Raw genomic sequence first — 22,120 nt, 5'->3', positions numbered from 1 at the left:
ACATGCCCAACCCGGCATGGGTTGGCCGCTTAATCTCTCAGTCATTTGGCGCCAGGCGCCGCGTTTCTTTAAGGGTCTTACCGGCTACACCTACAGTGAAGGAACCGGGCCCCTAGAAAAGAGCGCTGCTTTATACCAGAAACCCTTTGAGGCAACAACAAGCAATGTACTTTAGCCCACAGGAATCTTCATTCCCGGGCCGCGCAATCAGGCGATACGGGCGCGCGGGCAAATTGACCGCTCGTCGCGCCATGACGATTGTTCTGCGCTGGCACATGGTCTAGGGTAAGGCGCTCACCAGACTGCGCCGGCAGATGGACCCTTTCTGATTACAGGAATATCGCCATGCGTCTTGCTGCATTACCCTTTTTGCTCGCCCCACTGATCTTTCCGGCCATGGCCCAGGCTGCAAGCCTGGTGGTCTGCACCGAAGCCAGCCCTGAAGGCTTCGATGTCGTGCAATACAACTCACTGACCACCACCAACGCTTCGGCCGATGTGCTGATGAACCGCCTGGTGGATTTCGATGCCCGGAGTGGCAAGCTGGTGCCAAGCCTGGCGCAGTCCTGGAACATCTCCAGTGATGGCCTGACCTACGATTTCAAGCTGCGTTCCGGCGTGAAATTCCACACCACGCCCTATTTCACCCCGACTCGCGAACTGAACGCCGACGATGTGCTGTTCAGCTTCAAGCGCATGCTCGACCCACAGACCCCTTGGCACAAGATTGCCCAGAGCGGCTTCCCTCACGCGCAGTCCATGCAGTTGCCAGCACTCATCAAGAACATCGAGGCACCCGACGCGCATACCGTGCGCTTCACCCTCAACCATGCCGACTCGACGTTCCTGGCGACCTTGAGCATGGGCTTTGCGTCAATCTACTCGGCCGAATACACCGCCCAGCTACTGAAGGCCGGGGCCCCGGAAAAGCTCAACAGCCAGCCCGTCGGCACAGGTCCCTTCATCTTCAAGCGTTTCCAGAAAGATGCCGTGGTGCGTTACGAGGCCAACCAGGATTACTTCGAGGGCAAACCTGAAAGCGACGCGCTGATTTACGCCATCACGCCGGACGCCAATGTGCGCCTGCAGAAAATCCGTCGGGACGAATGCCAGATCGCACTGTCGCCCAAGCCGACGGACATCCAGGTGGCCAGCCAGGACCCGGCCCTCAAGGTGGAAAAGAACGAAGCCTTCATGACGGCATTCGTGGCCATCAACAGCCAGCATCCACCGTTCGACAAACCGGAGGTCCGTCAGGCGATCAACCTGGCCTTCGACAAGAACAACTACCTGAAAACCGTATTTGAAGGCACCGCCGAAGTCGCCAACGGCCCCTATCCGCCCAACACCTGGAGCTACGCCAAAGACCTTCCCGGCTACCCCCACGATGTCGCCAAGGCCAAGGCATTGCTGACCAAGGCCGGCTTGAAGGATGGATTCAAGACCACCCTGTGGACCCGTCCTTCCGGCAGCCTGCTCAACCCCAACCCGAGCGTAGGCGCCCAGTTGCTACAGGCGGACCTGAAGGCGATCGGCATCGATGCCGAGATCAAGGTCATCGAATGGGGAGAACTGATTCGTCGCGCCAAGGCGGGCGAACATGACCTGCTGTTCATGGGCTGGGCAGGCGACAACGGCGATCCGGATAACTTCCTGACACCGCAATTCTCCTGCGCCGCCGTGCAATCGGGCACCAACTTCGCCCGTTACTGCGACAAGGCGCTGGACAAGCTGATCAGCGACGGCAAATCCACCAGCGATCAGGCACAGCGCAGCAAGCTGTATCAGCAGGCCCAGGCGCAGATCCAGCAACAGGCGCTCTGGCTGCCACTGGCTCACCCAACGGCCGCGACGCTGACCCGCAAGGACGTCACAGGTTATGAAGTCAGCCCGTTCGGGCGGCAGGACTTCTACAAGGTCAAGGTGAAGTAGGCAGGTTCGCGAATGAATTCGCTCCTACGCGCGCTGTAGGCGCGAATTCATTCGTGAAAAGCCTTTTAGACCAACCCCATCTCCACCATCGACAGCGGCTCTCCGTCGCCGACAATCACATGATCCAGCACCCGAACGTCGATCAGTGCCAGTGCCTGCTTCAGCCGTTTGGTCAGGTCGACATCGGCCTGGCTGGGATCGGTGATACCGGAGGGATGGTTGTGGCACAGAATCACGCTGGCGGCATTGTGAACCATGGCGCGCTTGACCACTTGCCGAGGGTGTACGTACGCCGCATTGATGGTCCCGTGAAACAGAATCTCGAACGCCATGACACGGTTCTTGCTGTCGAGAAACAGACAGCCGAACACTTCATGCAACTCCTGGCGAAGCATGGCCTTGAGGTATCGGCGTACCTGCAACGGGCTTTCCAACACGGAATCGCGACGCAATGTTTCGGCCATGTGCCGACGCGCCATCTCCATCACCGCCTGCAACTGGGCAAATTTCGCAGGCCCCAGCCCCAGGTGTGAGCTGAACACGGTCAGGTCGCTCTCCAGCAATGCCCGGAGACTGCCAAATTGATTCAACAGATGACGCGCCAGATCGACAGCGCTCTTTCCGGCCACGCCGGTGCGTAAAAAGATGGCCAACAACTCGGCATCGGAAAGGCTCTGGGCACCCGACTCCAGTAAACGCTCACGCGGGCGCTCGGCCACAGGCCAATTGCGAATACTCATAACACCTCCATGTGTGTGGCGCCGCTGTTCCGGTGCGGTCGCTGTGCTATCTTAGCCCATCTTTTTTGCGCAGCGACCCGGCCTGGGGAGGCGTCATCGCTGTCGCGTATTCACTGGACCAAAAAAGGCAGGCCTATGCAGCGGCTGTATCGAAAACGCATCGTTCTGGGCGTCGGCGGCGGCATCGCTGCCTACAAGAGCGCCGAGCTGGTTCGCCGGCTGCGCGACCAGGGCGCAGAAGTGCGTGTCGTCATGACCAGAGGCGGAGCGGAGTTCATCACGCCCCTGACCATGCAAGCCCTCTCCGGGCACCCCGTCCACATGGATCTGCTGGACCCTGCTGCCGAGGCCGCGATGGGGCATATCGAGCTGGCCAAGTGGGCAGACCTGATTCTCATTGCTCCCGCCACTGCCGACCTCATCGCTCGCCTGTCGCAAGGCATTGCCAATGACCTGTTGACCACCATCGTCCTGGCGACCGACGCCACGGTCGCTATCGCGCCGGCCATGAACCAGGCCATGTGGCGGGACGAATCGGTGCAGGCCAATACCCGCCTGCTCGAAGACCGAGGCTTTCGTGTCTTCGGCCCGGCATCCGGCAGCCAGGCCTGTGGCGACGTGGGTTTCGGGCGGATGCTTGAGGCCAGCGACCTGGCCCAGTGCGCCGCCGACTGCTTCCAGCGCCTGACCCTGACCGGCAAGCACGTCCTGATCACGGCGGGCCCCACTCAGGAAAACATCGACCCGGTGCGTTACATCACCAACCACAGCTCCGGCAAGATGGGCTTTGCCCTGGCCGAGGCCGCTGTGGAAGCAGGCGCACGTGTCACGCTGATTACCGGCCCGGTCAACCTGCCGACGCCGGATCGCGTGTCGCGCATCGATGTGGTCAGCGCCCGCGACATGCTCGCGGCCTGCGAAGCGGCCATTCCGTGCGACCTGTTCATCGCCTCGGCGGCTGTGGCCGACTACCGCCCGGAAGTCATTGCGCCTCACAAACTCAAGAAAGATCCCACCAACGGTGACGGCCTGCTGCTTCAGATGGTCCGTAACCCGGACATTCTGGCCACCATCGCTACCCGGCCGGATCGCCCCTTCAGTGTCGGCTTCGCCGCCGAGACCGAACATTTGCTCGACTATGCTGCACGTAAGCTCAAGGACAAGAACCTCGACCTGATCGTCGCCAACGATGTGGCCAACCCCAGCATCGGCTTCAACAGTGAGGAAAACGCTTGCAGCGTGATCGACCGGGCGTTGCATGCAACGCTTTTCGCCCAGACCAGCAAGGCCAAGATTGCCCGCCAGCTGATCACCTTTATCGCAGAACGCATGAATCAGGTTTAACTACGAATGCACGCTCTACAAGCCAAGATCCTCGACACTCGCATCGGCAACGAATTCCCGCTGCCCGCCTACGCCACCACGGGCTCGGCAGGCCTGGACCTGCGCGCCATGCTCAAGGAGGACACCGTCCTTGAACCCGGCCAGACCATCCTGATCCCCACCGGCCTGTCGATCTACATCGGTGATCCGGGTCTGGCCGCCATGATCCTGCCCCGCTCGGGCCTGGGCCACAAACACGGCATCGTGCTGGGCAACCTGGTGGGCCTGATCGACTCAGATTATCAGGGCGAGCTGATGGTCTCCTGCTGGAACCGCGGCCAGACCGCATTCAAGATTTCCATTGGCGAACGCATTGCCCAGCTTGTGCTGGTGCCCGTCGTACAGGCTCGCTTCGAGCTGGTCGAAGCGTTCGATGAAAGCCAGCGTGGTGCTGGCGGTTTTGGTCACTCCGGAAGCCACTGATCGCGAGTCATCAGGAAGATCATCCCGTTTCAGGACGAATATCAGGAGAAGTCGGGTGAAAGGCAGTCGTAAAGAATCGAAGCAAGTCGCAACTGCCGAAAACCCGCTGCCGGCGGCCAGCCTGCAAGGGCTGGCCCCCGGACTGATTCCTGCGATAGCCAGCCTTGTCGCCGCTACCGTGCTGGTCTGGCTGAGCCTGTTGAGTGACCCTCAGCAACAAGGTCAGATCACGCAAGCCTGGGGCAACAGCCAGGCCTCGGCGGTCAATCTGGCCCTCAAGCAGATCAGTGCAGAAACCCAGGCGGCCGCCGCCAATGGCGCACTCATACAAGCCTTGCAGGACAAGGACCCCGCCGCACTGGCTGTACAGCAGAACCAGCTCAAGTACCGGGATGGCCTGCTGGGTGCCCGAATCGACCCCAAAGGCCTGAACAACGTCGATCCCCAGGCCGAACTTCCGATCAGCTATGCAACGCTGGATATGCTGAACAAGGCCGCGCAAGGTCAGATCCCCACTCCGGAGGCCCGCAAGACAGGCGAACGCTGGATGATCTACAGCGCCGCCCCGTTGCGCACGGACACGACACAGCCGGTCAGCGGCACTCTGCTGCTGGCATTCGACCCGCAGCGTCTGGTCAATGCGTTGCCGGTACTGCCTCCCGAAGCCGGGAAGGTTGTCTTGAGCCAGCGTTTCGGGACAGGCCAGGAGCAGATTTTCCTGCAGCGCGGGCAGGCGGGCGACGGCAAAACCGTCAGTTTCGACACCGGTTATCCCAACTGGAAACTGGAATTCACACCAGGAACCTCCCTGGAATCATCACCTTCATTACTGCTTCCGATACTGGCGGTGATCATTGCTCTGGCTGGCGCATTACTTGGGCTGCACCTTAACGAGAGGGCATTGCAACGACGGATTTGTGAGGATGCCCGGCAACTGAATCAGCTGCTTCAAGAACTCTCGGACGGAAAAGCCGTCAAACCCTTCGGTTTGAGCCTTGAAGCACTCAACGGTCTGGCTCAGGCCCTTGCACAGTTTTCGCTTCGCAGCCACCCCACCAGGGAGGCAGTGAGCGAGGAGTCTGACGCAAGCAGTACGGCAAACAGTGTTTCGACCCCATTCACTGCACCTGACACCCAATGGACAGATCCGCTGTTTCAAGATACCGATATTCTTGATATCGACCTTCTCGACGAAAACCAGGACTTCCTGAGATCGGAGCATTCACCCGTTATGAGCAGCCCAGAATCCGTGGCACCTACACTTCCCGACAATATTTTCCGCGCCTACGACATCCGTGGCGTCTTCGGGGATACCCTCAATGCTGAAACAGCTTACTGGATCGGTCGCGCCATAGGCTCTGAAAGCCTGGCCCAGAACGAACCGAATGTCAGCGTTGGCCGCGACGGTCGCCTTTCAGGCCCAGAGCTGGTGCAGCAACTGATTCAAGGCCTTCACGACAGCGGCTGCCACGTCAGCGATGTCGGCCTGGTTCCGACCCCTGCCCTTTACTATGCAGCCAACGTGCTGGCGGGCAAGACTGGTGTCATGCTGACCGGCAGCCATAACCCGAAAGACTACAACGGCTTCAAGATCGTCATTGCCGGCGACACCCTGGCCAACGAGCAGATCCAGGCCCTGCACGAGCGCATCAAGACCAACAACCTGACGTCGCAGAAAGGCAGCATCACCAAAGTCGATATCCTCGATCGCTACTTCCAGCAGATCAAGAACGACATCGTCATGGCCCGCAAGCTCAAGGTCGTGGTCGACTGCGGCAACGGCGCGGCTGGCGTCATCGCCCCGCAACTGATCGAAGCCCTGGGCTGCGAAGTGATTTCCCTGTTCGCGGAAGTGGACGGCAACTTCCCGAACCACCACCCGGATCCGGGCAAGCTGGAAAACCTCGAAGACCTGATTGCCAAGGTCAAGGAAACCGGGGCCGATCTGGGCCTGGCCTTCGACGGCGACGGCGACCGCGTGGGCGTCGTGACCAACAAAGGCAACGTGGTCTATCCCGATCGCCTGCTGATGCTGTTTGCCCTGGACGTGCTGAAACGCAATCCGGGTGCCGACATCATCTTCGACGTGAAATGTACCCGTCGCCTGACTCCGCTGATCAGCAAGCATGGCGGTCGTCCGGTCATGTGGAAAACCGGCCACTCGCTCATCAAGAAACAGATGAAGAAAAGCGGTGCCTTGCTGGCAGGCGAAATGAGCGGCCATATCTTCTTCAAGGAGCGCTGGTTCGGTTTCGACGACGGTATCTACAGCGCTGCGCGCCTGCTGGAGATCCTCAGCCAGGAATCGCAGACTGCCGAAGACCTGTTCGAGACCTTCCCGAACGACATTTCGACGCCCGAGATCAACATTAAGGTGACCGATGTCACCAAGTTCAGCATCATTGAGGCCCTTGAGAAAGACGCCCAGTGGGGCGACGCTAAACTGACCAGCATCGACGGTGTGCGCGTGGACTATCCGAACGGCTGGGGACTGGTACGTGCATCCAACACCACGCCAGTGCTGGTATTGCGTTTCGAGGCTGAAACCGAAGCCGAGCTGCAGCGTATCAAGGATGTTTTCCACACCGAGATCAAGAAAGTTGCACCGGATCTCAAACTTCCGTTCTGATTGTTTTTTCCTTTTGACTGGAGCCCTGAATGACCCTCGACCGTGATGCCGCCTCTAATGTAGCCAAGGTTCTATCCGAAGCGCTGCCTTACATTCGCCGCTTCGTCGGCAAGACGCTGGTAATCAAATACGGCGGCAACGCCATGGAGAGCGAGGAGCTGAAAACCGGCTTCGCGCGCGACATCGTGCTGATGAAAGCGGTCGGCATCAACCCGGTGGTCGTTCACGGCGGCGGTCCTCAGATCGGTGATCTGCTCAAGCGCCTGTCCATCGAGAGCCACTTCATCGATGGCATGCGCGTCACCGACGCCCAGACCATGGACGTGGTGGAAATGGTTCTGGGCGGCCAGGTCAACAAGGACATCGTCAACCTGATCAACCGTCATGGCGGCAGCGCCATCGGCCTGACCGGCAAGGACGCGGAGCTGATCCGCGCCCGCAAGCTCACCGTCAGCCGCCAGACACCGGAAATGACCAAGCCTGAAATCATCGACATCGGCCATGTGGGCGAAGTCGTGGGCGTCAACACCGAGCTGTTGAACATGCTGGTCAAGGGCGACTTCATCCCGGTCATCGCACCGATCGGTGTCGGCCCGGATGGCGAGTCCTACAACATCAACGCCGACCTGGTTGCAGGCAAGGTGGCAGAAGCCCTCAAGGCTGAAAAGCTGATGCTGCTGACCAACATCGCCGGTCTGATGGACAAGCAAGGCACCGTACTCACCGGCCTGACCACCGAACAGGTCGACGGCCTGATCGCCGACGGCACCATCTACGGCGGTATGCTGCCCAAGATCCGTTGCGCGCTGGAAGCGGTCCAGGGCGGCGTTCACAGCTCGCACATCATTGACGGTCGCGTACCCAATGCCGTCCTGCTGGAAATCTTCACCGACAGCGGTGTCGGTACATTGATCACCAATCGCAAGCGTCACTGAGTGCGATAGATCCAGAAAGCCCCGCCAGCGTTTGTTGGCGGGTTTTTTGTGCCTGTTGCCCGCCCTTTCGCGAATGAATTCGCTCCCACAGGCTGAACTGCCCCTCAAAACCCAACACCTGTTTTCAGCCTGTCCTCTCGGGGCAGCGCTATCGATTGCCACGAAACCCAACTGGCTCATGTCTCGGACCTGCTTCGCTGTGCTGGCGCGACGGTTTATGAAGGGGGGGCGATCTTTCGCGAATGAATTCGCTCCCACAGCGACGGTAGGAGCGAATTCATTCGCGAAGGCCCCAGACGCCAAACGCCACGCTACCTGAGCAATTTCTCCACCCTCGCCCGGTCTTCAGCGAAGCTTGCTTCGGCCTGTTCACGGGAGGTCTGGTAGCGGGTGATGTCGGCTTGAATACGTTGTTGCTGGTCCTGCACATCGTTCAACTGGTCGATGAGGACTTGGGGAATAGGACGGCCGGCGCGTTCCAGGTCGGCGGCCTGGCTTTGCATGTTGCGTTGCTGCGCGGTAAGGCCCTGGATATTGCCTTGAGCCACGCCAATCATTGCATCCAGCTCGGCCAGTTTGCGGGCTTTGACCCGGTCCACTTCTTCGACACTGCTATAGAGGCTCAGCAACTGGGCATCGGCGTTGGCCTGGGCCTTGTCGGCTTCGGCCTGCCGAATCTGATCTGCGGTGAGTGCAGGAGGAACGACTTGCACCACACGTCCTCGGGCATTGAGTACTTCGTAGCCCTTGGCGACATATTCCGGCGGCACGCCCTGACGATCCAGTACGGTCACGCCACGGCTGTCGATGTAGCGGTAGAACAGCACATTAGCCGTATCGGCCGCCAAAGCCGTCACGGGCATCAACACGCCCACTGAAAGCCAGACTCCAAACGCTGCACATGCCAAATTCCGACCACGGCCACCGACAGCCATACACCCCCCTCGTCAGATTCCGTATTGCGCCCTGTAAGCTTCGACCGCAGGCAGGTGCTGCTTGAGTTGCGGATCGTCTGCAAGGAATTGTAGAACCTGATTCAGCGATACGATGCTCACCACCGGAATTCCGAAGTCGCGCTCGACTTCCTGAATGGCCGAAAGCTCGCCATTGCCGCGTTCCTGGCGGTTGAGTGCAATCAGGACACCGGCCGCGGTCGCGTCCTGGCCCTTGATGATCTGCATGACCTCGCGAATCGCGGTGCCTGCGGTGATGACGTCATCGATGATCAGCACATTGCCGGTCAACGGCGCGCCGACCAGGCTGCCGCCCTCTCCGTGCGCCTTGGCTTCCTTGCGGTTGAAACACCATGGCAGATCCTGCCCGTGATGTTCGGCCAACGCCACGGCTGTCGCGGCCGCCAGAGGAATCCCCTTGTAGGCTGGACCGAACAGAACGTCGAAGGAAATACCGCTGTCCACCACCGCCGCCGCATAGAAACGCCCCAGCTGCGCCAGGGCCGAACCGCTGTTGAACAGCCCGGCATTGAAGAAGTACGGGCTGGTGCGACCGGACTTGAGAGTGAACTCACCGAAACGCAAAACTCCGCGATCGATGGCAAAACGAATGAAATCGCGCTGATACGCCTGCATGAAAAAAGCCCCGAATACCACGGATTTAGCTAAATAGGTAGAGCTCGGGTATCATACACGCACGTGATTTTTGGGGCCATTTATGCGGATCATCAGTGTGAACGTAAATGGCATTCAGACGGCAGTCGAGCGCGGTTTGCTCAGTTGGCTGCAAGCTCAGAATGCCGACGTCATCTGCCTACAGGACACCCGCGCCTCCACCTTTGAACTGGATGATCCAGCCTTCCAACTGGACGGCTATTTCCTCTATGCCTGCGAAGCCGAAGTTCCAGCCCAGGGTGGCGTGGCGCTGTATTCGCGGTTGCAACCAAAGGCGGTCATCAGCGGCCTGGGCTTTGAAACAGCCGACCGCTACGGGCGTTACCTGCAAGCAGATTTCGACAAAGTCAGTATTGCAACCCTGCTGTTCCCGTCGGGAATGAACGGGGATGAAGACTTGAATCAGAAATTCAAGCTCATGGACGACTTCGCCAAGTACATGGACAAGCAACGCCGCAAGCGTCGCGAATACATCTACTGCGGTTCGTTCTATGTCGCGCAGCAGAAGCTCGACATCAAGAACTGGCGCGACAGCCAGCAGTCTCCGGGCTTCCTGGCGCCGGAACGCGCCTGGATGGACGAGATTGTCGGCACCATGGGCTATGTCGATGCCCTGCGCGAAGTCAGCCGCGAAGGCGATCAGTACAGCTGGTGGCCCGACAGCGAACAGGCCGAGATGCTGAATCTGGGCTGGCGCTTCGACTACCAGATTCTGACACCGGGTCTGCGTCGCTTCGTACGCAGTGCCCGCTTGCCACGTCAGCCGCGCTTCTCGCAGCACGCGCCACTGATCGTGGACTACGACTGGACGCTGACGATCTGACCCCGGTCAGTTGTAGCCCTAAGGTCGATAAAAATGCCCGTCTCGCGAGAGGCGGGCATTTTTTCTTGTTCCGAAAATGATGAGTCGTCCTCAGAACGCCATAGTGCAGTTCCAGTTCCGATCTATAGTAGTGATTCTACTTTGGCTAAAACCTGTTGTTTGCATGAGTAGCAGGCCCTGCCGAAAGCATGCACGCATGGCTACGCAACACTGCAAGACCTAGCCATCCCAGACCGGAAACCCAATATGAATGCACCTAAAGAATCTGTAATCATCACCGGCATCACGGGCCAGGATGGCGCTTACCTGACCCAGTTGCTTCTGGAAAAGGGCTACAAGGTCTACGGCACTTATCGCCGTACCAGCTCGGTCAACTTCTGGCGTCTCGAAGAGCTTGGCGTCAGCACTCACCCCAATCTGCACCTGGTCGAACATGATCTGACCGACCTGAGCGCCAGTATTCGCCTGCTGCAAAAAGCCGAGCCGACACAGATCTACAACCTCGCGGCCCAGAGTTTTGTGGGCGTTTCCTTCGACCAGCCACTGACCACCGCCGAAATCACGGGGCTTGGCGCGGTCAACCTGCTGGAAGCCATCCGCATCGTCAATCCGAAGATCCGCTTCTACCAGGCTTCCACGTCCGAGATGTTCGGCAAGGTGCAGCAAGTCCCGCAGACCGAAGACACCTCGTTCTACCCCCGCAGCCCTTATGGCGTGGCCAAACTCTATGCCCACTGGATGACGATCAACTACCGCGAGTCCTACGGCATCTTTGGTGCAAGCGGCATTCTGTTCAACCATGAGTCGCCCTTGCGCGGCAAAGAGTTCGTCACCCGCAAGATCACGGATTCCGTGGCGCGGATTTCTCTGGGCATGCAGGACGTTCTGGAATTGGGGAACATGGACGCCAAGCGTGACTGGGGTTTTGCCAAGGAGTATGTCGAAGGCATGTGGCGCATGCTGCAAGCGGACGAGCCCGACACCTTTGTACTGGCCACCCATCGCACGGAAACCGTTCGCGACTTCGTTTCGATGGCCTTCAAGGCCGTCGATATCCAGCTGGAATGGAAAGGCAGTGCCGACAACGAGCATGGCATCGACACCAAAACCGGCAAGACCGTTATCCAGGTCAATCCGAAGTTCTATCGTCCAGCCGAAGTCGAGCTCCTGATCGGCAACCCGGAAAAGGCCAAACGCGTGCTGGGCTGGCAAGCCACGACCAATCTGGAGCAGCTCTGCCAGCTGATGGTGGAAACCGATTTGAAGCGCAACAGAAACGGCACGTCGTTCTGACACCCGGTCTACAAGCGTCGCCCCGGGGGCTCAGGCAACCGGCGGCGACGCCTTTATCTCGGCCCGCCAGTAATCCAGCAGTGCCGCGAGCGTATCCTGCAACTCAATGCCCGGCTGCCAGCCAATCGCCAGCTGAATGGCAGAGTGATCACCTACGGCACAGCCAATATCCGAAGGCCGCATCCGCTCCGGGTCTTCACCCACCTCGATCGCTTTCGAGCTCATCGCCAGCAGCCTGTCGAGCATCGTCTGGATCTTGCGCGGCTGACCGCTGCATATATTGAAACAGCGCGGGTAATCGTCATCTCTGTCGGCCAGTTGCAGCAAGGCGACATAGGCGTTGCACACATCTCGGACATCAAGAAAATCGCGCTCGGCCTGCAGGTTGCCCACTTTCAGGAGCGGCGGCTGCAGGCCGGCTTCGACGAGGGCGATCTGACGGGCAAAGGACGCCGTGGCAAAGTCGGGAGACTGGTGAGCGCCAATATGATTGAACGGCCGCACGACAATACCCGGCTGGCCTTGCCGGAAGTACTCATTGACCGCCGCCTCGGCGGCCAGCTTGCTGGCGGCATAAGGGTTCAACGGCTGGCACGGGCTGCGCTCGTTCAGGGGAGTCCCCTGTTTGAAGCTGGCCCCATAGACCTCGGATGAGCTGACGAACAGAACAAACGCTTTCGGCGCCTTGTTCTGCAAGGCCTGCAACAGATTGACGCTGCCCATGACATTGGTCTGCCAGGTCAGCAGCGGCTCCTTGAAGCTGGTAGGCACATGCGTAATGGCAGCCAGATGCACGACATGAGTGGGGGCCGCCAGTGCAACCGCCTGCTCCAGGCCTTCAGCATCACGAATGTCACACTGCAGAAACTGATCGGCATACCGGGGAGGCGTCGAGGTGTGTCCCCCCAGGGCAATGACCTGATGCCCGGCCTTTTGCAGGATCTCGCACAATATCTGCCCAACGAAACCGTTGGCACCGGTGATCAGGACGCGTGGCATCTTGTGGGCTTCCTCAGTGGCTTTTGGCATGACGGGCGGTGTCCGGAGCCGTTGCAAGCAGGCTAGCCCGAGTCTTTTGCTTTGTCCTGCACCTGTGGTGCCTTGCGGGTCAATATCAGAGGCTTTTTTGCCATCGAAGTTCAGCCGTACGTTCTTTCACGCCTCGATACGCCCTCATTAGACGAAGAGCATTAAGCCTTCTACGCTTTGGGTCGATAGCACTGAATATCCATTACTGTTGGTGTAGCCATGTTCAATACCAGCTTGAAAAAGGAATTACAGGCGCAACAAGCCGAGTTATCGATGTATCGGCAGATGCAGAAAGGCATGGACGCACGAATGGTGTCCGTCACCGTCGATGCCAACTACCGCATCACTCATGCCAACGCCAATTTCCTCAAGATGCTGGGCTACTCCGCCGAGCAGTTGCTGGGACGTGACATGGACCAGCTGATTCCCGCCTACGTCAAACAGCTCGATTGCTATCGAAATCTCGTTGCCGCGGTAAAGAAAGGCGAGTCGGCTTTCGACAGCTATCGCTTTATACGGGCCGACGGCAGCCTGGCATGGATTCGCGCCATGTGGCAGCCGATTCTGGCTGACGACGGCACCCTCCTGAATATTCAGTGCTATGGCTCGGACATCACCCAGACCGTCGAAACGGCCGCCGAGAACTCGGCTTTCATTCAGGCATTGCTGCGCTCCACCGCCGTGATCGAGTTCGATCTGGGGGGCCATGTGCTGGTCGCCAACGATCAGTTCATGCGCGCAATGGGCTACAACCTCGGACAGATCAAGGGCAAGCATCACAGCATGTTCTGTGAACCCCAGGAGAGTGCGTCGAGCCAGTACAAGGAGTTCTGGGCAACGCTGAACCGTGGCGAGTTCGTCGCCAACCGTTTCAAGCGTATCGACAGCAATGGCCGGGTGGTGTGGCTGGAAGCGACCTACAACCCGGTTCACGACGCGCAGGGCAAGCTCTATAAAGTCGTGAAGTTCGCCACGGTCGTGACCGATCAAGTCCAGCGTGAAGAGGAGGTCAGCCAGGCGGCCAGCATTGCCTTCGATATTTCTCAGCAGACCGACGTCAGCGCCCAGCGCGGGGCAACGGTGGTACAGAACACCGTCCAGACCATGCACCGGATCTCGGATGAGTTGCAATCGGCGTCGACCGGCATCGAAGCACTGGGCAAACAATCGCTGCTGATCAGCTCGATCGTACAGACCATCGGTGGTATCGCCCAACAGACCAACCTGCTGGCACTCAACGCGGCCATTGAAGCGGCCAGGGCAGGTGAGCAGGGGCGCGGGTTCGCGGTAGTAGCTGACGAAGTACGGCAGCTGGCCGGGCGCACCAGTGCGGCCACGGAAGAGATTGTCAGCGTTGTGCAGCAGAACCAGACCCTGGCCGATGAAGCCGTTCGCGGCATGGCCAACAGCCGAGGGCAGGCGGAGCAGGGCCTGGCACTGGCCAACGAGGCGGGCTCGGTCATTGTCGAGATTCAGGAAGGGGCCAAGCAGGTGGTCGGAGCTGTCGGGCGATTCGCCAATCAACTGAAATAACGTGAAAACAGAGTCACTCGATCCCGAGACGGACTTGGGCGACAATGGCGCCCTTTAGTCCATGACGCAGCCCGTCGAAGGAACGTCCACCGATGACTCTGTTTTTCAGGCAATGGCGCAAAGGCCTGGCCGTGGTTGCGCCACTGGCCTTTCTACTCACCGCCTGTGATGTTTCCGAAAAACCTGCCAAGACCACACTGCCGCACACCTCCTACAACGCTGCCACCTGGGACGCTCTGCCAGCCGTTTCCGACAGCGACTTGCAGGCCGGCTTCGCGTCGTGGCGCAGCGCTTGCGTCCGGCTGAAGGCCGACCCGGTCTGGGGCGGCACCTGCAGTCAGGCCGCCGGGCTGGCTGCGAATGCCAGCGCGACGGACATACGCGCCTTCCTGCAGGCCAACCTTCAGGTCTATAGCCTGCGCAACGATGGTGGCAGCGCCGATGGCCTGATTACCGGCTATTACGAACCGGTATACCCCGGCAGTCTGAAACAGACAGCCCAGGCCTCGGTGCCGGTATACGGCATTCCCGATGACCTGATCGTGGTCAATCTGGAAAGCATCTATCCGGAGCTCAAGGGCAAGCGTCTGCGTGGACGGCTTGAAGGCCGGGTGCTCAAACCCTATGACGACGCCGCCACCATCGGTGAACAAGGCTTGAATGCTCCGGTGATTGCCTGGTTGACCGACCCGATGGATCTGCAATTCCTGCAGATACAAGGCTCCGGCCGGGTCAGCCTGCAAGACGGCACGCAGGTGCGTCTGGCCTACGCCGATCAGAACGGACGACCTTACCGGGCCATCGGCCGCTGGCTGGTGGAGCAGGGCGAACTGAAAAAAGAGGATGTCACCATGGGCACCATTGCCGCATGGGCCAAGGCGCATCCCGAGCGAATTCATGAACTGTTGGCCAGCAACCCCAGCTACGTGTTCTTCACCCGCAATCCGGACAGCAACGAAGGCCCGCGCGGTTCGCTGAATGTGCCGCTGACGGCAGGTTATAGCGTGGCCATCGACCGCAAGGTGATCCCACTGGGCAGTCTGATCTGGCTTTCCACAACACGCCCCGACGGCAGCAGCCTGGTCCGGCCGGTAGCGGCTCAGGACACCGGCGGCGCCATTGCCGGAGAAGTGCGCGCCGATCTGTTCTGGGGCACGGGAGAGGCCGCCGGTCATCTGGCCGGGGACATGAAGCAGAAAGGCAATATCTGGCTGCTGTGGCCCAAGGGTATGCCATTGCCTCAAGAGCCCGAGGTTGCGCAGAAATAATCCTGCCCGGTCGACAGCCGCTAACCCAGACGGCTGTCCACTGCAAACTCCAGCTCCTTCGCCCTGGCCACGGCAGCCTTGAAGGACGGATGCTGCACATTGAGCAGGTAGTTGAATTCACGCGGGACGATCACGCTGGGCACCGCCAGCGCCAGGCTTTGGCCCGAGTCCAGCCAGGCATCACCGAAAGAGGCCGTGGAGGGCGGGGCAGGCTCTTCGCGCCAGTCAGGAGGCAGACTGTCGGAGCGTGCATTGAGGATGCGCTCTTCGGAAATCGGCAGTTCGAGCATGACGTAATGCCGGGCCAGGCTAGAGTTATCCAGATGGACCAGCACTTCAAGCAAGGCCAGCGACTCACTGCCGGCACAGTACACACAAGCCCGTCCCTTGCTGTTCCAGCGTCCTCCGTAGAGTTTTGCGCCTTCACCATCAAAGGCCTGTGCCAGCCATTTTCGCTTTACCAGACGATAGACATGAATCACGCCACGACCCCGTGCTCAAGGCGACCGATCAGGTCCAGCACGGCCTGGGCTTCGGCCGACGTCGTGAGCATCTCCAGCGGTCTGCGCTGACCCAGACCATAGACGGGCTTCGTCAGCCAGCGGCGGGTCGCTTCGATATCGTCTTCAAACAGGTCCAGTGCGGCCTTGTAAACGGCTGCCAGGCGAAACAACCGGTCGCTTTCCTCGGCATTGAACTGCCGCACCTTGAGCCGTCGTTGCAAGGTTGCAGGGGCAATGCCCAGATGCTCGGCCAGTGTCGAGCGGTTCAGGTCGGTGTAATGGGCCAGACGCTCGAAGACTTCGTAAGGCAGGCCGGCACGCAAGGCGGTATACAACTGTGCTCCGCGTGGAGGAACACCCAGTTTCTGCCAGAAATCCTCATCCTGGATCGGGGCAGGGTAATAATCGCGAATGGCCAGAGACATGACAGCATCCTTCTATCTACTGATAGTCAATAGATATATCACTTGATAAACCGTCTGTCATGAGCGCTCATGACAGACGGTTGAAAAAATACCCGCCCCTCGACTGGCATTCAGACACGGCCCAGTGACTTCATATTCTGGAAAAAGTGTCGATATATCATGATGGCACTGGGGTATATATCCGTTTCGTCGCCCTGCTATATTGACGCTGTGCGGCCTCGCAACGGCATACCCGGCATCAGCCTGAAACTTTTGTAGTGAGAAACGATGCAATGTCCATGATTCCGCTGCTGATTTGCGATGACTCCAACATGGCGCGAAAGCAGTTGCTGCGTGCCTTGCCCGAAGACTGGGGTGTATCGGTCACGATGGCCACCAATGGACTCGAAGGGCTGGGTGCCGTTCGCAGTGGGTTGGGTGAGGTTGTCTTGCTCGATTTGACGATGCCGGTGATGGATGGCTATCAGGCGCTGGCGGCCATTCGGGCAGAAAACCTTGAAGCCAAGGTGATCGTGGTCTCGGGCGACGTGCAGGATGAAGCCGTCCGGCGCGTCATGGAGCTGGGTGCACTGGCCTTCCTGAAGAAACCCGCCGACCCCGACGAACTCAAGCAAACCCTCATACGCCTGGGCCTCATGGGCGAGCCGTCGGCCGTACCTGCCGTTATCCCGCCCCTCAAGGATGGCAATATCAGTTTCCAGGATGCCTTCCGGGAAACCATCAACGTGGCCATGGGCCGGGCGGCGGCCTTGCTGGCCAAGGTGCTGGGAGTATTCGTGCAGTTGCCAGTCCCCAACGTCAACGTGCTCGAGGTCGGCGAATTGCACATGGCGCTGGCCGACGCCCACCGCGACCAACGCCTGACAGCGGTGTGCCAGGGTTACATCGGGGGCGGTATTTCCGGTGAAGCGCTGCTGATCTTCCATGACTCGGAACTCTCCGACATGGCTCAGCTGATGCAACGCGATTCTCCCGACTATTCGGACATGGAAATGCTGCTGGACCTGTCCACGGTCCTGATTGGTGCCTGCCTGAGCGGTATTGCCGAACAGATCGACATCGCCTTTTCCCAGGGCCATCCACAGATCCTGGGCGCGCAGGGCGGCATCGACGATCTGATCCGCGTCAACAGCAAGCGCTGGAAGAAAACCCTCGCCGTGGAGATCAGCTACAGCGTCGAAGGCCATAACATCCACTTCGATCTGTTGATGTTGTTCACCGAAGACTCGGTCGACCTGCTGACACGCAAACTTGCCTACATGATGAGCTGACCCCATGAGCCATATCGATATCAACGAGCTGCACTGGCTGTTGGCCGTTACCCAGAACATCGATGTCGGCATCGTGGTTCTGGACCGGGATTACCGGGTGATGGTCTGGAATACCTTCATGGAAAACCGCTCCGGCGTGACGCCATACGAAGCCACCAGCAAGACGTTCTTCGAGCTGTTTCCCGAGGTCAACCAGCAGTGGTTCAGCAAGAAGGTCAACAATGTCGTGACCCTCGGCACTCCGGCCTTCACGATCTGGGAACAGCGGCCTTATCTGGTGCGCTTCAAGAACTACCAGCCCATCACCGGGCAGGAAGAGTTCATGTACCAGAACACCACAATGTTCCCGCTGCGGGCGACCAATAACGAGATCAACCAGATCTGCCTGGTGATCTATGACGTCACGGATGTCGCCACCAACCGTCATCAATTGCAGGCCGCCAACAAGGCGCTTCAACAGCTGACCGCCAACAAGCCTGCGAACGGATAACCGACCCGAAGACCGGGGGCCGCAATCGAGGATGATCCCGAACTGCGGCCCGCCTCCCGCTCGTGCTAGGATCGTGTTTTTTCCGGTGACGTTCAGGGACATCATGCGACCTCAATCCACTCTCACTGTTTTGCCTGTCGAACACCCTCTGGTCGGGCGTGTCAGCCCGCCGGGCTCCAAGTCGATCACCAACCGCGCGTTATTGCTGGCGGGACTGGCAAAAGGTACGAGTCGCCTGACCGGCGCCTTGAAGAGTGACGATACCCGCGTCATGTCAGAAGCCCTGCGCCTGATGGGCGTGCAGGTCGACGAGCCGGATGACAGCACGTTCGTGGTCACCAGCTCCGGCCACTGGCAGGCTCCGCAACAGGCGCTGTTCCTGGGCAATGCCGGTACCGCGACACGCTTTCTGACGGCCGCCCTGGCCAATGTCGAGGGCGAATTCGTCGTCGATGGCGATGAGTACATGCGCAAGCGCCCCATCGGTCCGCTGGTCGATGCCTTGCAACGCATGGGCGTAGAAGTCAGCGCGCCGACAGGCTGCCCGCCCGTGACCATCAAGGGACTGGGCGGTCTGGCAGCCGGACGCATTGAAATCGACGGCAATCTTTCCAGTCAGTATGTTTCGGCCTTGCTGATGGCTGGCGCCTGCGGCCAGGGCCCCATCGAAGTGGCCCTGACCGGCAGCGAAATCGGCGCACGCGGCTATGTGGACCTGACCCTGGCAGCGATGAAGGCATTTGGCGCTCAGGTCGAGGCCATTGGCGATGCGGCCTGGAAAGTCTCGGCAACCGGTTATCAGGCGACGGACTTCCATATCGAACCGGACGCTTCGGCAGCGACCTATCTATGGGCCGCTCAAGTGCTGACCGAAGGCAAGATCGACCTGGGTGTCGCCACTGAAGCGTTCACCCAGCCCGATGCGCTGGCTAGCCATATCATCGACAGTTTCCCGAACATGCCGGCCGTGATCGACGGTTCGCAGATGCAGGACGCGATCCCGACGCTGGCGGTGCTGGCCGCCTTCAATAACCATCCTGTGCGTTTTGTTGGCCTGGCGAACCTGCGGGTCAAGGAGTGCGACCGGATTTCGGCGCTGTCTCACGGCCTGTGTGCCATCGCTCCGGGACTGGCGGTAGAAGAGGGCGACGACCTGCTGGTCAATGCCAACCCGGCCTTGAGCGGCCAGACGGTCGATGCCTTGATCGACACCCATTCCGACCACCGTATCGCCATGTGCTTTGCCCTGGCGGGCCTGAAAATCGCTGGCATCCGGATCCTCGACCCGGACTGTGTCGGCAAGACCTATCCCGGTTACTGGGCCGCGCTGGAATCGCTGGGCGTACAGATTCAGCGTTGAGCTGTCGATTTTTCGCGAATGAATTCGCTCCCACAGGGAGCGGGTTCATTCACGAAGACGGTCTCAGATCCCGAAGATCGGCTGCAACATTCGCGCAATCACACCCTGAAAACGTAGCGAAGCGTCCGTGGCCAGCACACAGATGCAAGGCTCCTCCCTGTGAGCAATCGGCTGATGCAGGGTGTCGCTGTCCAGATCGGCCAGGTCTCCTGGTCGATAGTCGCCCAATTGATCATGGTACGAACCCTTGAGCACCAGGGTCATCTCGCCGCTCCTGTGGCCATGCAGCGGAAGGCCGACACCAGGGGCGATTTTCAACAGCATGAGATTGCCTTGCCGGATACCTCGGGCACGGACCCGCTGCACACCCGGCACCAGAGTCTTCCAGGGCTGCTCGCTTAAAGACGCGGCAAAATGACCTTGCAGGCAGGTAGGCAGCAAGTCCGGGGACGGATCATGGGCAGGCAAGGGCGGCAATGCAGCGGACGGTAACTCATCCAGCCGCGCCAGCATGGCCGCACGCCCCCGGAGTTGCACTGCGGTGTCACGCGGCTGTTGCATCAACAGGCCACCAATACGCTCAGCATCGCGCAACCGGGCCCGGCACTCGGCACAGTGTTCAAGGTGAGCGGCAGTGATCAGCGACATGACCTGCGACAGCGCACCCGACGCATAACTGATCAGGGTGGCTTCATCGGGATGATGGACTGGATTCATCATGACTCCTCGACCCTGGAACGCAGCTTCTGAAAGGCCAGACGCAGGCACGACTTTACTGTGCCCAGGGGCATGCCGAGGCGCTGAGCGATTTCACGATGGCTGAGCGCTTCAAAGTAGGACATTCGTAGCACCCTGGCCTGATCGGCCGGGAGGTTCTGGATGGCTGTGTTCAGCCGTTGCTCCTGTCGCTGGCTATAGTCGAGCGACCTGTCGGCCGGTGCCTCCAGACGCTCGAGCTGCTCCAGCGAGTTCTGCACCACGACCCAGCCGCTGTCCTTGCGCACACTGTCTATGTAGAGATTACGAGCAATCCGGAACAGCCAGGTGCCCAGACTGGCCTTGCTCGGGTCGAAAGAGTCGCCTTTGTGCCACAGCTTGAGCAGCACTTCCTGAACCAGCTCTTCCGCCTGCCCTTCGGGCACATTCAACCCCAGCAGATAACGCAGTAGACGTGGGGCGAAGTGATCGTATATCCGCATGAAACTGTCGCGGTCCTGTTGGCGGACCACGGCATTGATTTCATCAACCCAAAGTCGGGTTATGGGCGAATCATTATGCGGGGGTGACACGTGACGAAAGGTCCTGATGCTGGCAGTGATGCTCATGATCCACCTTCTGATCGCCGTTGTCTGGGTTGCCTGTGTGTTACGCAACCAGCATCGAAACGGATCACAAGATGAACAGGGGGGACAGACAAGGATTTTCATCCGGCCAGCCATGACAGCCGTCTGCCTCGCGGATCGAGCGTACCCGGGATGCCGAAAGGCACCGGGCAATTGAATCTGCTCAAGGGCCGGAAGTTTATTTCAAACCTGTCTAAGCCACTATCATTTCTGACAGTGGCCCACAAAAACATATTTATTAACCTACACGCCAGGACGTTACTTCAACCTATCCCTCCGTGGAGGTTCCCATGGACAACGACCTTGCGCACCACTCCATAAAAAACGCTCTGTTCAGGCTGACACTTCTGCTGATGCTCATCATCGGCGCGGGCCTTCTTGTCACGCCAGACCGGGCACAGGCCCAGGTCGCCAACCTGGCCACCTGCCTGACAGGCACTCACACGGCAACCTGGTCGCCGGGACTGACCAATACCGATCAACTGATCAATGTTTCGACAACCAGCAACTGGGCACCCTGTGTCTCACCTTCTGCGCCACTGGCCGTCAGTGCTTCATCGAGCCAGAGCTTTCAGGCCACCTTTTCCTGCCAGTCGTTACTGCTGCAAACCTCTCCGATCACCTGGGTCATCAATTGGAGCGATGGTGCTACCAGCACTTATGAGTTCACGGCGACCGTGAATAATATCGGCAATCTGAATACCACGATTGTAGGCGTCGGCAAGATTCTCGACGGGCGTTACAAGAATGCCAAAGCCATGACCACCTTTGTACTCGGAGACATTGAATCCATCCTGAATAACGATTGCGCTCAGGCTTCCGGTGTCACTCAGGTGAAAGGCGCTTCCTCCCTTGTTATCGCTCCCTGATCAATGAAGGGGCACACAAGAAGGTTGCATGGGTTCATACCCTGCAACCTTCTGTACATGGCACATCTGGCCATGGAGGGATATTTCTCATGCCGGCGTGGCACAAACGGAAGTTTATGTTTCACACATGAAACAATAAGAAGTTCTTTTTGAAATAACGCCTGAACAACACGCCATCCATCGCTTCAATACCCCCAACGCCTGACCGCCTGCCACACTGTTTCTGCAGCAGTAACGGCCATC

21 protein-coding genes and 1 pseudogene are annotated in these 22,120 nt (G+C 59.3%); 14 read left to right on the top strand and 8 right to left on the bottom strand.

What is annotated here, in order from left to right; all coding sequences use genetic code 11:
- Window positions 1-345 precede the first annotated feature (345 nt).
- Window positions 346-1,932 carry an ABC transporter substrate-binding protein gene (locus ACIPY9_RS19445; RefSeq protein WP_400705005.1) on the top strand — a complete coding sequence of 529 codons (1,587 nt, stop codon included), beginning with the start codon at window positions 346-348 and terminating at the stop codon, window positions 1,930-1,932.
- A gap of 65 nt (window positions 1,933-1,997) precedes the next feature.
- Here the strand turns inward: ACIPY9_RS19445 and radC are convergent, their stop codons facing one another.
- On the bottom strand, window positions 1,998-2,672 hold the full coding sequence (radC, locus tag ACIPY9_RS19440) for a DNA repair protein RadC (protein ID WP_400705002.1): 675 nt from the start codon (window positions 2,670-2,672) through the stop codon (window positions 1,998-2,000).
- A gap of 135 nt (window positions 2,673-2,807) precedes the next feature.
- Between radC and coaBC the strand changes: the two genes are divergently transcribed.
- The 4 genes from coaBC to argB are packed head-to-tail and all read left to right on the top strand — an operon-like array spanning window position 2,808 to window position 8,042.
- Complete coding sequence (gene coaBC, locus ACIPY9_RS19435) at window positions 2,808-4,016, top strand: bifunctional phosphopantothenoylcysteine decarboxylase/phosphopantothenate--cysteine ligase CoaBC (protein ID WP_400704999.1); 1,209 nt, start codon at window positions 2,808-2,810, stop codon at window positions 4,014-4,016.
- Between the two features lie 6 nt (window positions 4,017-4,022).
- Entirely contained in the window at window positions 4,023-4,478 is a 456-nt protein-coding gene (dut, locus tag ACIPY9_RS19430) for a dUTP diphosphatase (RefSeq protein ID WP_400704996.1), read from the top strand.
- 55 nt (window positions 4,479-4,533) lie between these two features.
- Window positions 4,534-7,107, top strand: coding sequence for a phosphomannomutase/phosphoglucomutase (locus ACIPY9_RS19425; RefSeq protein WP_400704993.1), 2,574 nt, complete (start codon window positions 4,534-4,536; stop codon window positions 7,105-7,107).
- Between the two features lie 29 nt (window positions 7,108-7,136).
- A complete protein-coding gene (argB, locus tag ACIPY9_RS19420) occupies window positions 7,137-8,042 on the top strand; it encodes an acetylglutamate kinase (protein WP_400704990.1) in 906 nt (301 codons plus the stop codon).
- A gap of 311 nt (window positions 8,043-8,353) precedes the next feature.
- Here argB and ACIPY9_RS19415 read toward each other — a convergent pair whose 3' ends face one another.
- Both ACIPY9_RS19415 and pyrE read right to left on the bottom strand, forming a co-directional pair.
- Window positions 8,354-8,977, bottom strand: a complete 624-nt coding sequence (locus tag ACIPY9_RS19415; protein WP_400704987.1) for a DUF4124 domain-containing protein — start codon at window positions 8,975-8,977, stop codon at window positions 8,354-8,356.
- Between the two features lie 12 nt (window positions 8,978-8,989).
- Window positions 8,990-9,631, bottom strand: coding sequence for an orotate phosphoribosyltransferase (gene pyrE, locus ACIPY9_RS19410; RefSeq protein ID WP_400704984.1), 642 nt, complete (start codon window positions 9,629-9,631; stop codon window positions 8,990-8,992).
- 82 nt (window positions 9,632-9,713) lie between these two features.
- On the opposite strand from pyrE, the gene ACIPY9_RS19405 reads away from it, so the two are divergent.
- On the top strand, window positions 9,714-10,493 hold the full coding sequence (locus ACIPY9_RS19405) for a catabolite repression control protein Crc (protein ID WP_400704981.1): 780 nt from the start codon (window positions 9,714-9,716) through the stop codon (window positions 10,491-10,493).
- Window positions 10,494-10,739: 246 nt separating this feature from the next.
- Complete coding sequence (gene gmd, locus ACIPY9_RS19400; RefSeq protein ID WP_400704978.1) at window positions 10,740-11,786, top strand: GDP-mannose 4,6-dehydratase; 1,047 nt, start codon at window positions 10,740-10,742, stop codon at window positions 11,784-11,786.
- Window positions 11,787-11,816: 30 nt separating this feature from the next.
- Here the strand turns inward: gmd and ACIPY9_RS19395 are convergent, their stop codons facing one another.
- Entirely contained in the window at window positions 11,817-12,785 is a 969-nt protein-coding gene (locus ACIPY9_RS19395) for a GDP-mannose 4,6-dehydratase (protein ID WP_400705023.1), read from the bottom strand.
- Window positions 12,786-13,034: 249 nt separating this feature from the next.
- Between ACIPY9_RS19395 and ACIPY9_RS19390 the strand changes: the two are divergent.
- From ACIPY9_RS19390 to ACIPY9_RS19380, 3 genes and pseudogenes are all read left to right on the top strand, one after another.
- A pseudogene (locus tag ACIPY9_RS19390) lies at window positions 13,035-13,811 on the top strand (PAS domain-containing protein); the annotation flags it as partial.
- Window positions 13,794-14,348, top strand: coding sequence for a methyl-accepting chemotaxis protein (locus ACIPY9_RS19385; RefSeq protein WP_400705020.1), 555 nt, complete (start codon window positions 13,794-13,796; stop codon window positions 14,346-14,348). The pseudogene ACIPY9_RS19390 and the gene ACIPY9_RS19385, both read left to right, overlap by 18 nt.
- Before the next feature lie 92 nt (window positions 14,349-14,440).
- Window positions 14,441-15,616 (top strand): murein transglycosylase A, encoded by a 1,176-nt coding sequence (locus ACIPY9_RS19380; protein WP_400704975.1) that lies wholly within the window; start codon window positions 14,441-14,443, stop codon window positions 15,614-15,616.
- Window positions 15,617-15,636: 20 nt separating this feature from the next.
- Here the strand turns inward: ACIPY9_RS19380 and ACIPY9_RS19375 are convergent, their stop codons facing one another.
- Together ACIPY9_RS19375 and ACIPY9_RS19370 are read right to left on the bottom strand one after the other, a co-directional pair.
- Entirely contained in the window at window positions 15,637-16,098 is a 462-nt protein-coding gene (locus ACIPY9_RS19375) for an RES family NAD+ phosphorylase (RefSeq protein WP_400704972.1), read from the bottom strand.
- Window positions 16,095-16,544, bottom strand: a complete 450-nt coding sequence (locus ACIPY9_RS19370) for an antitoxin Xre-like helix-turn-helix domain-containing protein (RefSeq protein ID WP_400704969.1) — start codon at window positions 16,542-16,544, stop codon at window positions 16,095-16,097. The genes ACIPY9_RS19375 and ACIPY9_RS19370 overlap by 4 nt, the downstream gene beginning before the upstream one ends.
- Before the next feature lie 272 nt (window positions 16,545-16,816).
- Between ACIPY9_RS19370 and ACIPY9_RS19365 the strand changes: the two genes are divergently transcribed.
- From ACIPY9_RS19365 to aroA, 3 genes are all read left to right on the top strand, one after another.
- The gene (locus ACIPY9_RS19365; protein ID WP_400704966.1) at window positions 16,817-17,815 is read left to right on the top strand and encodes a response regulator; all 999 of its coding nucleotides are present in this window, start codon (window positions 16,817-16,819) and stop codon (window positions 17,813-17,815) included.
- A 4-nt stretch (window positions 17,816-17,819) separates the two neighbouring features.
- Window positions 17,820-18,305, top strand: a complete 486-nt coding sequence (locus ACIPY9_RS19360; RefSeq protein ID WP_400704963.1) for a PAS domain-containing protein — start codon at window positions 17,820-17,822, stop codon at window positions 18,303-18,305.
- A gap of 103 nt (window positions 18,306-18,408) precedes the next feature.
- The gene (gene aroA, locus ACIPY9_RS19355; protein WP_400704960.1) at window positions 18,409-19,665 is read left to right on the top strand and encodes a 3-phosphoshikimate 1-carboxyvinyltransferase; all 1,257 of its coding nucleotides are present in this window, start codon (window positions 18,409-18,411) and stop codon (window positions 19,663-19,665) included.
- Between the two features lie 63 nt (window positions 19,666-19,728).
- On the opposite strand, the gene ACIPY9_RS19350 is transcribed toward aroA, so the two are convergent.
- Both ACIPY9_RS19350 and ACIPY9_RS19345 read right to left on the bottom strand, forming a co-directional pair.
- A complete protein-coding gene (locus ACIPY9_RS19350; protein ID WP_400704957.1) occupies window positions 19,729-20,382 on the bottom strand; it encodes a ChrR family anti-sigma-E factor in 654 nt (217 codons plus the stop codon).
- Window positions 20,382-20,894 carry a sigma-70 family RNA polymerase sigma factor gene (locus ACIPY9_RS19345; protein ID WP_400705017.1) on the bottom strand — a complete coding sequence of 171 codons (513 nt, stop codon included), beginning with the start codon at window positions 20,892-20,894 and terminating at the stop codon, window positions 20,382-20,384. The genes ACIPY9_RS19350 and ACIPY9_RS19345 overlap by 1 nt, the downstream gene beginning before the upstream one ends.
- A 404-nt stretch (window positions 20,895-21,298) precedes the next feature.
- Here ACIPY9_RS19345 and ACIPY9_RS19340 point away from each other — a divergent pair, with 404 nt between their 5' ends.
- Entirely contained in the window at window positions 21,299-21,877 is a 579-nt protein-coding gene (locus ACIPY9_RS19340) for a hypothetical protein (protein ID WP_400704954.1), read from the top strand.
- The last annotated feature ends 243 nt before the right edge of the window (window positions 21,878-22,120 follow it).

The organism is Pseudomonas sp. NPDC089734 (assembly GCF_044748865.1).
Classification (GTDB): domain Bacteria; phylum Pseudomonadota; class Gammaproteobacteria; order Pseudomonadales; family Pseudomonadaceae; genus Aquipseudomonas.
The sequence above is the reverse complement of the archived record's forward strand: the minus strand, read 5'-3'. Positions and strand labels throughout refer to the sequence as shown.